The organism is Rugosimonospora acidiphila (genome assembly GCF_039543385.1).
GTDB classification, from domain to species: Bacteria; Actinomycetota; Actinomycetes; order Mycobacteriales; family Micromonosporaceae; genus Rugosimonospora; species Rugosimonospora acidiphila.
In genome coordinates this window covers 18918-31897 of the sequence record NZ_BAABJQ010000009.1, presented here as the reverse complement: position 1 = coordinate 31897, position 12980 = coordinate 18918, and the positions used below count along the sequence as shown (strand labels likewise).

At 70.9% G+C, this 12980-nt stretch carries 13 protein-coding genes and 1 pseudogene; 6 read left to right on the top strand and 8 right to left on the bottom strand.

What is annotated here, in order from left to right; genetic code table 11:
• The first annotated feature begins 219 nt into the window (after nt 1–219).
• The 3 genes from ABEA87_RS17220 (at nt 220) to ABEA87_RS17210 (ending at nt 4109) form a co-directional block, all read left to right on the top strand.
• A complete protein-coding gene (locus tag ABEA87_RS17220) occupies nt 220–2148 on the top strand; it encodes an adenylate/guanylate cyclase domain-containing protein (protein ID WP_345630724.1) in 1929 nt (642 codons plus the stop codon).
• 93 nt (nt 2149–2241) lie between these two features.
• Nucleotides 2242–3066 (top strand): methyltransferase domain-containing protein, encoded by an 825-nt coding sequence (locus ABEA87_RS17215; RefSeq protein WP_345630722.1) that lies wholly within the window; start codon nt 2242–2244, stop codon nt 3064–3066.
• A gap of 206 nt (nt 3067–3272) precedes the next feature.
• Nucleotides 3273–4109: an SAM-dependent methyltransferase gene (locus ABEA87_RS17210; RefSeq protein WP_345631037.1), complete on the top strand. Its 837-nt coding sequence runs from the start codon at nt 3273–3275 to the stop codon at nt 4107–4109.
• A 27-nt stretch (nt 4110–4136) separates the two neighbouring features.
• On the opposite strand, the gene ABEA87_RS17205 is transcribed toward ABEA87_RS17210, so the two are convergent.
• Nucleotides 4137–4820: an NAD(P)-dependent oxidoreductase gene (locus ABEA87_RS17205; RefSeq protein WP_345630720.1), complete on the bottom strand. Its 684-nt coding sequence runs from the start codon at nt 4818–4820 to the stop codon at nt 4137–4139.
• 94 nt (nt 4821–4914) lie between these two features.
• Between ABEA87_RS17205 and ABEA87_RS17200 the strand changes: the two genes are divergently transcribed.
• Nucleotides 4915–5637 carry a TetR/AcrR family transcriptional regulator gene (locus ABEA87_RS17200; RefSeq protein WP_345630718.1) on the top strand — a complete coding sequence of 241 codons (723 nt, stop codon included), beginning with the start codon at nt 4915–4917 and terminating at the stop codon, nt 5635–5637.
• Here the strand turns inward: ABEA87_RS17200 and ABEA87_RS17195 are convergent.
• The gene (locus tag ABEA87_RS17195) at nt 5619–6641 is read right to left on the bottom strand and encodes a DUF4331 family protein (protein ID WP_345630716.1); all 1023 of its coding nucleotides are present in this window, start codon (nt 6639–6641) and stop codon (nt 5619–5621) included. The two genes, ABEA87_RS17200 and ABEA87_RS17195, sit on opposite strands and share 19 nt — an antisense overlap.
• A gap of 180 nt (nt 6642–6821) precedes the next feature.
• Between ABEA87_RS17195 and ABEA87_RS17190 the strand changes: the two are divergent.
• Together ABEA87_RS17190 and ABEA87_RS17185 are read left to right on the top strand one after the other, a co-directional pair.
• Nucleotides 6822–7028 (top strand): annotated as a pseudogene (locus ABEA87_RS17190) (CocE/NonD family hydrolase C-terminal non-catalytic domain-containing protein); the annotation flags it as partial.
• A gap of 168 nt (nt 7029–7196) precedes the next feature.
• Nucleotides 7197–7607 carry a hypothetical protein gene (locus ABEA87_RS17185; RefSeq protein ID WP_345630714.1) on the top strand — a complete coding sequence of 137 codons (411 nt, stop codon included), beginning with the start codon at nt 7197–7199 and terminating at the stop codon, nt 7605–7607.
• A 290-nt stretch (nt 7608–7897) separates the two neighbouring features.
• Here the strand turns inward: ABEA87_RS17185 and ABEA87_RS17180 are convergent, their stop codons facing one another.
• The 6 genes from ABEA87_RS17180 to ABEA87_RS17155 form a co-directional block, all read right to left on the bottom strand.
• Nucleotides 7898–8569 carry a GntR family transcriptional regulator gene (locus tag ABEA87_RS17180; RefSeq protein ID WP_345630713.1) on the bottom strand — a complete coding sequence of 224 codons (672 nt, stop codon included), beginning with the start codon at nt 8567–8569 and terminating at the stop codon, nt 7898–7900.
• Nucleotides 8570–8659: 90 nt separating this feature from the next.
• Nucleotides 8660–9316 (bottom strand): amino acid ABC transporter permease, encoded by a 657-nt coding sequence (locus tag ABEA87_RS17175; protein WP_345630711.1) that lies wholly within the window; start codon nt 9314–9316, stop codon nt 8660–8662.
• A complete protein-coding gene (locus tag ABEA87_RS17170; RefSeq protein WP_345630710.1) occupies nt 9316–9996 on the bottom strand; it encodes an amino acid ABC transporter permease in 681 nt (226 codons plus the stop codon). Before ABEA87_RS17170 ends, ABEA87_RS17175 begins: the two co-directional genes overlap by 1 nt.
• A 4-nt stretch (nt 9997–10000) precedes the next feature.
• Nucleotides 10001–10930 (bottom strand): transporter substrate-binding domain-containing protein, encoded by a 930-nt coding sequence (locus tag ABEA87_RS17165; RefSeq protein ID WP_345630708.1) that lies wholly within the window; start codon nt 10928–10930, stop codon nt 10001–10003.
• Nucleotides 10931–10962: 32 nt separating this feature from the next.
• The gene (locus tag ABEA87_RS17160) at nt 10963–11736 is read right to left on the bottom strand and encodes an amino acid ABC transporter ATP-binding protein (protein ID WP_345630706.1); all 774 of its coding nucleotides are present in this window, start codon (nt 11734–11736) and stop codon (nt 10963–10965) included.
• Nucleotides 11733–12980 carry a threonine synthase gene (locus ABEA87_RS17155; protein ID WP_345630705.1) on the bottom strand — a complete coding sequence of 416 codons (1248 nt, stop codon included), beginning with the start codon at nt 12978–12980 and terminating at the stop codon, nt 11733–11735. The genes ABEA87_RS17160 and ABEA87_RS17155 overlap by 4 nt, the downstream gene beginning before the upstream one ends.

The window sequence follows — 12980 nt, the reverse complement described above, 5'->3', positions numbered from 1 at the left end:
CGGACCCGCGGCTGGGAGCGTGTTACCCATCCGCTCAGACAGGCCCGAAACCACCGTCCGGGGCAGGAGGCGATCATGAATCTTCCCGCAGCTGGGAGTGCGTGGCGCCGACCCTGGACTAGCGGTCTCGCGATGGCCGGCCACCGCCGGTCACGCCTGACCGCCGGGGTCCGTGTCCGCTCTTTGTCAACAGCAGGTACAACATGTCGACATTGTGCCGTGGCTGAGGAACCGCCGGTACCCCCGCTCATCTCGACCAACGTGGAGGAACGGCGGATCGTCAGTGTGCTGTTCGTCGACATGGTGGGCTTCACCCGGATGGCCGGCGGGATCGACCCGGAGGATGTCCGGGCGGTGCAGATCAGCTACTTCGCCACCGTGTCCGAGGTGGTGCGGCGGTGGGGCGGCGTCGTGGAGAAGTACGTCGGGGACGCCGTCATGGCGGTCTTCGGCATGCCGGTCTCCGACGGGTACGACGCGTACCGCGCGGTCCGGGCCGGGCTGCGGCTGCCCGAGGTGGTCGGGCGCCTGACGCTGCCGGACGGGCGGCCGATCCGGGTGCGGGTCGGCATCGCCACCGGTGAAGCGTTGGTGGACCTCGCCACGACCGCCGCCGGCGGCCAGTGCCTGGTCAGCGGGAACGTCGTCAACATGGCGGCCCGGCTGCAGGCCTTCGCGGCACCGGACACGGTGGTGGTCACCGCCGGCACCGAGCGGCAGACCCGGGCGCTGGTGCGGTACGAGCGGCTGGACGCCGTCGCCGTGGCGGGCCGGACCGAACCGCTGGAGGTCTGGCGACCGCTGTCCGGACCGGTCGAGACCGCGCCGGACGACGAGACGCCGCTGATCGGGCGCGCCGCCGAACTGGCCGTCGCCGCGCGCGCCGTCGCCCGCGCCGTCCACCAGGGGGTACCGCAGCTGGTGTCGGTCACCGGTGCCGCCGGTTCCGGCCGGTCCCGCCTGGTGCGGGAGCTGTCCCGGTACCCGGGCATCGGCGCGGCCGACGGGGTCGACTGGCTCGTCGCCCGCTGCCTGCCCGGCGGGGGCCCGGATCGGGCCCTGCTCGACCTGGTCCGGCAGGGTTCCCGGCTGGCCGCGACGCACCGGCCCACCGTGCTCGTGGTCGAGGACCGGCACCGGGCCGGCGCGGCCGTCGTCCGGTTCCTGCGTGAGCTGCGCGCCACCGCGGTGGCGCGCAGCTCACCGCTGGCGGTGGTCCTGACCTCCCTGACCGACGCGTCCAGGGGTGACGCGGGTGACCGCGCCGAACCGGACGGGCTCGTCCCCGAGTGCCGGATCGTCCTGCGCGCCCTCGACGACGCGGACACCGGCCGGCTGCTGCGCCACCTGCTGCGCCGGGCGGGCCTGCCGATCGCCCTCGCCCGCCGGCTGCTGCCGGTGGTACCGGGCAACCCGATGTACGCCGAGTCCTACGTCCGCGTGGTGGCCGAGCGAGGCCTGCCGGTGGGGGGCGCCGGCTGCCTGCCGGTACCCGAGCCGGTCCGGGCCGCCGTCTCTGCCCGGCTCGACTGGCTGCGCCGCGGCGACCGCCGGGCGGTGCTCGCCGCCGCGGTGCTCGGTGCCGTGGTGCCGGCCGGTGCGCTCGCGTCCCTGCTCGGCCTGGACGACGATCAGCTGCGCGGAGTCCTCGCCCGGCTGCGCGGCGCCGGCCTGCTGGTCGAGTCGGCGGGGGAGTCCGGGCCCCGGTACGCCTTCGTGGACCCGGCCGTGCGCGCGGTCGCGTACGCCCGGCTGACCCGTCGGGCGCGGGCCGAGTACCACCGTCGCGCGGCCGAGTGGTTCGACGCGCACCCGCGCGCCCGGTGTTCCACCCTGGCCGGGCGGCGGGTCCGGCACTGGCTGGCCGTGCTGCGCCTGTCCCACGTGCTGCACCGCGACGGCACCCCGTACCGCGAGGCCGCCTGGCGGGCCATGTCCGACGCCACCCGGCCCGCGCGCCCGAGCGCCGCGAACGGCCGGGCGGCACGGGCCGCGACCCGTCCCGCCCGCCGCGCCGGCGGACGACCGGCCAACCGCCGCGGCACGGTGGCACCGGCCAACCGCGGCGCCACCGCGGCACCGGCCAACCGCGGCGGCTCGGGCCGGCGGGTGTGCGAGGCGGCCCGCCCACCGCCCCGCTCCGGATAGCCGACGGTGGTCGATGTTCCCCCGCGTGTCGGATGAGCGACCGGCGCTCACAATTCCCGAGGAGAAGTCAGAATGTGCCGCCACAATGGTTTGATGACGTCGGACCCCGCCGCTCTCACTCCATTTTCCGACATCGATAAAAGACCACCGGAGTTCGTGGCGTTATTGCTGGCGGCTCTGGAGGCGATGGCGGTGGTGCCGGAAATTCAACGCGTCCGTCAGGTGGCGCGGGAGGCATTGCGCCCGGCGCCCGGACAGCGGCTGCTGGATGCCGGATGCGGCGCCGGCGAGGTCGCCCGCCAGTTGGCCGGCGAGGTCGAACCGGGCGAGGTGGTCGCGTTGGATCTGTCCGCGGCGACCCTGACGGCGGCGGTCGACCGGCACGACGGCAGTAAGGTCAGCTACATCGAGGGCGACATCTCCGCGCTCGACTTCCCCGACTCCCACTTCGACGGCGTACGCTGCGAAAGGGTCCTACAGCACGTCCCGGACCCCGATCGCGCGGTCGCCGAACTGGTCCGGGTGACCAGGCCGGGCGGCCGGGTCTGCCTCGTCGACACCGACTGGGAGTCGATGACCGTCGACGGGCTTCCGGACCACCTGGTGACGTTGTTCAAGGCGCACCTGTACGGTCGGGTGATGCGCGAGCAGCCCGGCATCGGGCGCACGCTGCGGCGCCGTTTGACCCGCGCGGGTGCGGTGGACATCGAGGCGATGCCGGTGACGTGTTATTTCGCCACCCCCGGTGCGTCCATTTCGGTACTGCCGATGTTCGACCCGCAATTGGCGGGTAGGATCGGAATAATTCCCGACGATATTCACGATGAATGGTTCACCGCCGTCGAGGCGGCCGCCGCGCGTGGGGAATTCCTCGCGGCGCTGACCATCTGGGTAGTGGTCGGGACCCGTCCGAACTGACCGGCTCACCCGCGCCTGAACTGACTTGCCCCGAATTGCCGGCAAGCGTCGCGATCGGCTCAAGAAACGAATCCGCATCTATCCGGAAGCCATTGCAGAGAGGAACATGATTGGCTGCCGGGTGCGACGCGGTCTACGAGGGCCGGCCCGGCGGGCACGCGCGATCGGGGCCAACGTCGGCGACGACAGGTGGGGTGAGCGGCACGATGGACACGGTCGGGCAGGTTGGGCAGGCCGAGCAGGGCAGGCAACGAAAACCAGCCACCGCCGCACGGATGTACGACTATTACCTCGGCGGTGTCCACAACTTCCCGGCCGACCGCGAGGCGGCGGAGCGGATCATCGCGCAGTTCCCGTTGTTCCCGGCCGTGGCCCGTGAGAATCGTGCCTTCCTCCATCGCGTGGTGCGGCACCTGGCCGGCGCCGGAGTGCGCCAGTTCCTCGACATCGGCTCCGGCATCCCGACCGTGGGCAACGTCCACGAGATCGTGCAGGCCGAGGTGCCGGATGCCCGGGTCGTCTACGTCGACATCGATCCGGTCGCCGTGGCGGAGAGCCTGGAGATTCTCGAGGGCAACGACCTGGCCATCGCGATCCGGGCCGACCTGTGCGACCCGCAGCGCATCCTCGAGCACCCCCAGGTGCGCGAGCTGCTCGACTTCGAGCAGCCGATCGCGCTGCTGCTGGCCGCCGTCCTGCACTTCGTGCCCGACGACGCCAAGGCGTACGAGGTGGTCGGGCGGCTGGTCGACGCGCTGCCGCCGGGCAGCTACCTGGCCATCTCGGCCGCCGCCGCCGAGAGCTTCGCGCCCAGCGGCGCGCAGACCCAGGCCGTGATCGACGTGTACCGGCAGCGGACCACCACGTCGGCCGCGTCGCGCACCAAGTCGAAGATGGTGCGGTTCTTCGCCGGCCTCGAACTGGTCGCCCCCGGCGTGGTCTGGCTGTACCAGTGGCCCGACCCGGAGCGCGCCCTGCCCGATCCGTTCGGTGGCGACGCGACCCGCTGCGGGGAGTGGGCCGGGCTCGGCCGCAAGGAGTAGCCACGAGGCGGGCCGCGCCGGGCCCGATCAGTACCCCACGGTGAACCGGCGCTGGACGAATCGCGGCGACTCCACCTCGTCGAGAATTGCCACGGCCAGGTCCTCGGCGCTGATGGCGCTGGTCCCGTCGGCCGTCACCAGGAGCTGGTCGCCACCGACGCGGAACCGGCCGGTCCGCTCGCCGGGGGTGATCAAGCCGGCGGACGGGCTGAGGTAGGTCCACTTCCGGTTGGACGTCCGGTACCGGTTGAGCGCCTCCCGGTGCGCCCGCACGACCCTGACGTACTCGGGCGGAACACCGAGCGTGTCGGGCAGCCCCTCGGCGAAGCCGTCGATGTCGACGATCTGCTGCCCGGGCCGCACCTCCAGGCTGCCCGCCCCGCCGACGACGATCAGCCTGACCGCGGGGTACTCCCGCAGCGCCGTCAGCAACGCGTCGGCGGCGCTCGGCAGCACGTCGGCGTTGGCGATGGTCTCGGGAATGTCCCGCCCCGTGTTGATGGCGTTCACCACTACGTCGATGCCGGCCAGACACCGCGCGACGCTTGCCGCGTCCAGCACGTCGGCGACCTGCCACTGGATGGCCGCCTCGTCGCGCGGCACCCGCGACGCGTCGCGGGTGAAGCCCGTCACCTGGTGCCCGCGCCCCGCCGCCTCGGCGGCCACCCGGCTGCCGATGACGCCGCTGGCACCGAAAATCCCGACCCTCACGTTCGCTCTCCCCAAAGTTTGAACGGCGCTCATTAACTACACGCCGTTTAGTTCGTGTACGGCGATTACATAGTGAACGCGGTATCCTGTCAACGTGACCAGTGCGACCCCGAGCCGGCGTGAACGGCTGCGTGCCGAGACGGCAAGCGAGATCAAGCGGGTCGCCCTGCGGCTGCTGGCCGGCGGCGGCCCGGATGCCGTCTCGCTGCGCGCCATCGCCCGCGAGATGGGGATGACCGCGGGCGCGATCTACGGCTACTACCCGACCCGGGACGATCTGATCACGGCGTTGATCAACGACGTGTACACGTCGCTGGTGGACACCATGGAGGCGGCGCGGAACGCGTACCCGCGCAGCGACGCGGCCGGCCGGCTACTCGCCTGGGGCGAGGCGTTCCGGGTCTGGGCAATCGGCAATCCCGCCGGGTTCCGGCTCGTCTACGGCGACCCGGTGACCGGCTACCGGGTCCCGGAGGGCGGCGCGGCTCCCGAGGCCGCGCACCGTGCGTGCATCGGGCTCGCCGAACTCGTCTCCGCCGCCTGGCCGCACGTCCGGGCCGGGCAGCCCTCCGCCGGCCATCGCTGGTCCGACTTCGCGCCGGCCCTGTCCGACTCGATTCGCGAGGCATTCCCGGAACTTCCGGCCGAGGCCGTCGCGCTCGCGTTGCGGCTCTGGGGACGGATGCACGGACTGGTCGCGCTGGAGGTCTACGGACACCTGCGCGCGCAGACGACCAGCCCGGAGAAGCTGTACCGCGCCGAACTGCTGGATCTGGCCGCGTCGCTCGGCCTCGGAGATCAGGCCGGTACGACGTAGGGGAATTTGGTGTCCCGGGCCTGCGCGGTCACCACGGCCGTCAGGCCGGTGGTCACACCTGCGTTGAGCACCAGGGAGAACATCGCCTCGGCCACGTTGTCCGACAGAGTGCGTCCATTGTGGACGGCGAAGCCGTACCCGGCCGCCGAGCCGACCTCGAACGGCAGCACGTCGGGGAAGATGCGCCCGACGACGGCCCGGCCGTGCCCCTCGGGATCGCCGGAGGTGCCGTTCGCGGCGACGACGCGGGCGATCAGCGAGGCGAAGCCGTCGCCCTCGGCGCTCAGGTCGTCCGACGGGTGCCTGGCGTTGGCCGGGTCGGAGAAGTCCGTGTCCTTCGGCCAGAAGATCGGCCACATCATGGGGTGGCCGGCCCGGTTGATGGTCCGCCACCCGCCCGCGTCGGTGGCCAGCTTGGTGGTGCACCACACCCCGAGGTGGGTGCCCGGCGTCAGCGGCTCGTCCTGCTCGGCGACCTCGATGACGATCGACTGCACGGTCTTGCCGGCGAAGCTGTTCTTCGCGTTCTCCGGCCGCCACTTCGAGGCGTCCACCTTGGCGCCGTTGCTCAGCGCGGCGTCGATGACGGCGAGCTGGTCGAGGTCGACGTAGAACGGATCGGCGACCCGGCCGGCCCAGATGCGTACGCCGTTGTTGCTGGCCAGGTCGCCGGTGCGCCCCTCGACCAGCAGGGTGCCGGCGGCGTCGTCCGCGCGCGCCTCGGAGCCGACCAGGGCGTACAGCGAAAACGCCTGCTGCCCCTCGACATCAGGCGGGCTGAAGGCCACCCGGTAGGTCAGCTCCTCGAGGGCGGCGCCGTCGAGGTGCACCCTGAACTCGTACCGTGCCTCCGGATGGAAGCCGTGCTGGATGTCATCCCCGGTCACCGAGCTGTTGACGTCCATGATGAACACGGTGCCGCGGTCGCCGTTGAAGACGTACAGATCGTCGATGTACAGCTGGCCGTTCTGGGCCGCGAGCGGGGTGTCGAGGTGGTGGGACATCGGTGGACTCCTTCAGGGACAAGCCTCCTGAGGCCAACGCTAGGCGGTACCCGGCGCGCGGCGCAGGCTATCGATGGTTTCCAGCGCACGGCCTCGGGACGGTTTCAGGGGATTCGGTCCCGGAAGTAGCGACCTGACCGGTGCGGGCCGGCGGCGCCAGGGCGGTGCTCGTTCCGGGCCGGGCACCGGCTGCGGCTGGACGTGTCGTCGAGCAACTTCCCGCGCTTCGACGTGAACGCCAACACCGGCGAGCCGGAGGTGGGCGACCGGCGCAGGGTGGTGGCCACCAACCGGGTCCACCTCGGCGCCGGGTCCCGCGTGGTGCTTCCGGTGCTGCCTGCCGGGGACGGCCCCGGCGACGCCGGGGCGATCCATCGAGGAGTGTGAGCAGCGAGACACGTCGATCGGGCATCGAATCGTGGGGTCATCAGGTTCTTGCCGGTGGATCGGGTGAACGAGGCCGGATCCGACGAGCCGTCCCGGGGCAATGCCCGCCACGACCCGCCTCATCACAACCGGCGTCACGATGAGGTGACGTCGAGGAGGTGCATTGTCATGAAGATGACCCCGCGATTCGCTCTTGACACGCTGTTCCTGGCCGGCGGTGTGTTTCTGATGGTGTCGTCGTTCGCGTTCTCATCGGTGAGCGCGGGTCACCTGGCGTTCGCCGTCGCCACGGGGCTCACCGTGGTCGCCGGGCTCAGCGCCATCCTGGCCCGTCAGGTCGGCTGGAAGGTGGGCCACGGCATCGTCGCGGTGGCGGGCCTGTGGTCGCTGATCGCCGCGCTGACCTTCTCGGGTACGGCCCTGACCTGGCTGGTGTTCGCCGACGCGGCCGCGCTGGCGGCGGTGGCCCTGGCCGACCTGGCCGCCCACGAGGTGACCACCGAGCGGGTGGTGCACGAGTTGGTGGTCAAGAACAGCCCGGTGGAGGTCGGAACAGGCTCGACCCGGCAGGCCGCCTAGGCATCATCAAACCCCGGACAACGGTGGTGGGCGTCGCGCCCGCCACCGTTTTCGCGTCTTCCCGGCCCCATGAATCCCTACCAACCTGATTGACCGTGCGGGCGGCCCGGATCCGATGGGTCCGCGTCCGGTCTGCGCGTCTCGCTCCCGAAGACCGTGGGAGGATCTGAACGCTGGCCGGCAGGCGCGTGGTCAGGCAACCGGAGAGGGGCGCGAGCCGGCGCGGTCAGGCCGGAACCGTCAACTACCCCAGCGTGGCCTGGCCTGCCCAGGGCCGGGCGAGGCGGGTGTCACGCGCGATCCGATCTGTCGGGCGAGCCCAGGTAGCGCCGCAGCGCCAGGCCGGCCTCGCGGACGTGGCGCCGGATGTGCCGCTCGGCGGTGCGCGCGTCGCCCTCGCTGATCGCTTCCAGGATCGCCTCATGCTCCTCGATGGCGACCGGCAGCCGGCCGGGTGCCTGGGCCGAGTACCGGTTGCCCAGGCGCACCTGGGCGATCAGGTTCTCGGCGATGGGGATCAGTCGCCGGCTGCCGGAGCCCTCCCAGATGAGGCGGTGGAACATGAGGTCCAGATCGCCGTAGGAGTGCAGGTTGTTCGCCTGGATGGCCTTGCGCTGCCGGGCCAGCAGGCGGCGCAGCTGGGTGGCGATCTGCGCGTGGTTGGTTGCCCCGGCGGCCCGGCGTGCGGCGATCCCGTCGACCGCCTCACGCAGCTCGTACAGCTCCAGCAGGTCCTCGGTGCTCACCTCGGGCACGAAGTAGCCGCGGTGCGGGACGGCGACGAGGAAGCCCTCGCGCTCCAGCGCGGCCAGCGCCGTCTTGATCGGCGTGGGACTGAGCCCGAGCTGTTCGGCCAGGGGGCGCACGGTGACGCGGGAGCCGGGTGCCAGGGAGCCGTCGAGGACCGCGGCCCGCAGGTTGTCGTAGGCAGCGCTCAGCAGGGTGCGGCGCTGGACGGTCATGGTCTCTGGGACACCCTTCTCGCGGAAATTGATGGGACGAGTATGGCTCCTGTTCTGCCGACGATGGGGGCACGACGCACCGGTGAATATTCATTGGAGTCGCCGTTCGAACCAGCGGGACAGCAGGGTCAGCGGAAGGCAGATGATGAAGAAGACGAGAAGTACCGCGGTCAGGATCGGTACGGCGTGGCCACCGCCGCCGGCCAGGGTGAGCCGTTCGATGGAGCGCTGGCTGGCCTCCAGGATGTCCAGCAGACCGATGACGGCGGCGAGTGAGGTCTGTTGGGTGAGGTTGACGACCAGTCCGATCAGCGGCGGCAGCGCCCGCCGGGCGGCCTGCGGCAGGATGACGTGGATCATCCGGCTCGGCCAGGAGAAGCCCAGCGCCGAGGCGGCCTCCGCCTGCCCGCGCGGAACCGACTGCACGGCACCGCGGACCACCTCGGCCATGTTGGCGCTGCCCCACAGGCTCAACCCGACCGCCGCGGCGACGAAGGTGTCGACCCGGATGCCGATGATGGGCAGCACGAAGAAGATGAAGAACAGGATGATGATGATGGGCAGGCCGCGCCAGATCTCGACGTAGACCCGCACCACGGCGCGTACCGCCCGGCTCGGCAGGGTCAGCAGGGTGCCGAGCAGGATGCCCACCACCACGCTGGCGACGATGCTGACCACTGCCAGCAGCGCGGTGGTGCGCAGCCCGCCGGCGAGGTAGCTGGCGACCGGAGACACCCACGCGGGCATCAGTGACCTCCCGGTATGGCGAAGCGACGCTCGATGGCCTGGGTGCCCAGCGACATGAGCCAGACCAGCCCGAGGTAGATGATGCCGATCGCGAGGAACATCTCGAACACCCGGAACGTGACGGCGACGAGGTTGACGGCGGTCTCGGTCAGCTCCGGGTAGCTGATCGCGATCATGAAGGACGAGTTCTTGAAGACCGAGATGAGGATGTTGGTGACCGAGGGCAGCGCGATGCGGCTGCCCAGCGGCAGCGCCACCTGACGGAAGGCGGCCATTCGAGGGAAGCCCAGGGCGCGGCACGCCTCGACGTACCCGCCCTCGACGGCCTCGAAGCCCGCCCTGAAGTTCTCGACGTTGTACGCGCCGCCCCACAGCAGCAGCGACAGCCAGCCCACGGTGAAGCCGCTGAGCTGCAGCCCGGTCTCGGGCAGCGCGAAGAACAGGAAGAAGATCTGCACCAGCAGCGGGGTGTTACGGAACACCTCGACGTACACGGTGATCAGTTGCCGTACGACCGGAACCCTCAGCGCCGCCAGGGCGCCGAGTACCACGCCGACGGCCAGGGCACCGGCCATGCCGATGGCGCTGATCGCCAGCGTCCGCAGCAGGCCGGTACCGAGGTCACCGAGGTGGTGAAAGATGAAGTCGGGTTGGAAGTGATACCCGGAGGCGAGGATCATCGGCTCAACACTGCATGGTCGAGCCGCTGGGGTAGCTGAGGCTGTTACCCGGCCGCGGCACGTACTTGGCGAACTGGTCCTGCACCGACTTGTCCGTGACCGTCTTCTGGAAGTCGGTCCAGAAGAAGTCGCTGTCCTGCAGGTGCTTCAGCGCCGCGTTGGTCCAGTCGAGCATCGCCGTGTCGCCCTTGCGCACCCCCATGCCCCACGGGCTGTCCGCCTTGGCGTCGCCGACCACCTTCAGGGTGGGGTTCTTCGACGCCAGATCGAGCAGCAGGGTGTCGTCCTGAGCGAAGGCCACGCCGCGCTTCTGGGTGAGCGCGGTCAGCGCCTGGCTGGTCTCGGTGAACAGCGTCTGCTTGACGTTCTTCATGCACTGGGTGAGCCAGAGGCTCGCGGTGGCGCCGGTGATGGTGATGACATTCTTGCCGGCCAACTGGTCGAACGACGTGACCGACGAGGCCTTGGGTACCAGCAGCTTCACTCCGCTGTCGAAGTACGGCGTGGTGAAGTCGATGGTCTGCGCCCGTTCCGCCGTGTAGTTCATCGTCGCCTCGATGAGGTCGATGCGGTTGGACGTCAGGAAGGACACCCGGTTGGAGCCGGTGACACAGGTCAGGGTCAGTGCGTTCGGGTCGCCGAAGGCGATGTTCGCCAGTTGGTGCGCGATGTCGATTTCGAAGCCCGCGTTCTTGGACGCCTCGTCGATGTACCCGAACGGCGGGTAGTCGCATTTGACCCCGACCGCCAGCTTGCCCTTGCTCTTCACCTCGTCGGGCAGGGCGACGCCCACGTCGACGGGATTCCCGGCGGCGGCGGCGCCCGACGAGCCGCCCGAGGAGCCGGAGGTCGAGTCGTCGCCCGAGGATGAGCAGCCGGCGGCGAGGACCAGTGCCATCGCCGCGCTCACAAAGATGCCAAATCTCAGTCTCATCGCTGAACTTCCTTCCACCGCGCGACCGCGGGTTATCTCAGAACCTTGTGCAGGAATTGGCGGGTGCGTTCGTGTGTCGGGTGGTCCAGCACATCGGCCGGCCGCCCCTGTTCGGCGATCACGCCGCCGTCAATGAAGACGAGGCGGTCGCCGAGTTCGCGGGCGAAACCCATCTCGTGGGTGACGCACAACATCGTCATTCCGGAGCGGGCCAGGTCGCGCATCACGTCGAGGACCTCGCTGACCAGCTCCGGGTCCAGCGCGGAGGTGACCTCGTCGAACAGCATCACGTGCGGGTCCATCATCAGGGCGCGGGCGATGGCCACCCGCTGCTGCTGGCCGCCGGACAGCTGGCGCGGGTAGTTGCCGGCCTTGTCGGCCAGACCGACTCGGGCCAGCAGCGCGCGCGCCCGCGTCTCCGCCTCGGCCCGGGGCGTGCCCAGCAGCTTGCGGGGCGCCAGCGTGAGGTTGTCGAGAGCGGACAGGTGCGGGAAGAGGTTGAACTGTTGGAAGACCATGCCGATGCGCCTGCGCACCCGGTTGAGATCGACGCCGGGGCGGGTCAGGTCCTCCGACTCCAGCAGCACCTGGCCCTGGCTGACCGGCTCCAGCAGGTTGACGCAGCGCAGCAGGGTGCTCTTGCCGCCTCCGGACGGGCCGATGATGACCAGGACCTCGCCGCGGGCGACGGTCAGGTCCACTCCCTTGAGGACCTCGACGCTGCCGAATGCCTTGTGGATTCCGCGCAGCTCGACCATCGCGGTGTCCTGCGCGGTCGAGCCGTCCACGGTCTGCGGGGTGGTCATAGCGCCGCCTCGGCCGGCAGATCGGCGTCGCGGGCGAGCTCCGGCGGGTCGGCGACCCGCAGGCTGTCCGCGTACTTCAGGGCGCTGCCCGTGTTGAGCACCAGCACCTCCTCGTTGCCTTCCAGCCAGCCCTCGGCGCGCAGCCGGCGCACGGCGGCCAGCGTGGCCGCGCCCTCCGGGCACATCAGAACGCCATCGGAGGCGGCGCAGGCCAGCTGTTCCTCAAGGATTTCCTGATCGTCCACGGCGACCGCGGTGCCCTTGCTGTCCCGCAGCGCCGACAGGATCAGGAAATCGCCGAGCGCGCTGGCGACGTTGATGCCGAACGCGACCGTGCGTGCCTGGTCGGCCGGCCAAGGCTGTGCCGTCTCGGCGCCGGACTCGAAGGCCCGCACGATCGGCGCACAGCCGGTGGATTGCACGGCGACGAACCGGGGGAGCCGCCCCGCTATCCAACCCAACGCCGCCAGCTCGTCGAGGGCCTTGCGGATGCCGATCAGGCCGACCCCACCGCCGGTGGGGTACACCACGACGTCCGGTACCCGCCAGCCGAACTGCTCGGCTATCTCCAGACCCATCGTCTTCTTGCCCTCGATGCGGTACGGCTCGCGCAGGGTGGCGGCGGAGAACCACCCATCCTGTACGGCCTGGCCGGCGATGCGCCCCGCGTCGCCGATGAGCCCGTCGACCATGTACACCCGGGCGCCGCTCGCCAGGCACTCCTTGCGGGTGACCCACGGCGCGTCCCGCGGCATGACGACCAGGCAGTCCATGCCGGCCCGGGCCGCGTACGTCGCCCAGGCGGCGCCGGCGTTGCCGTTCGTGGGCAGCGTCAGCCGGCCCACCCCCAACTCGTGCGCCCTGGACACGCCGACCGCGGCGCCCCGGGCCTTGAAGCTGCCGGTCGGCAGCAGCCCCTCGTCCTTGGCCAGCAGGCTCGGCACCCCGACCCGGCGGCCGTACTCCGGCAGCGGCACGATCGGGGTCATCCCCTCGCCGAGGGTGACCACCTTGCCGGGATCCCGTACCGGGAGCAGCTCCCGGTACCGCCACAGATCCGTGCCGCGCGACGCGACATCCGCCGGCCGGACCGCCGACCGGACCCGGTCCAGGTCATACCGGGCCAGCAGCGGCGAACCGCACCGGCACACGTTCTGCGGCTCGTCGGCGTCGTAGCGCTCCGCGCACCTGCCACACTCCAGGTGGGTCAGCGCGCTGGTCCAGCTCCCGTCGTCGGGGTACAA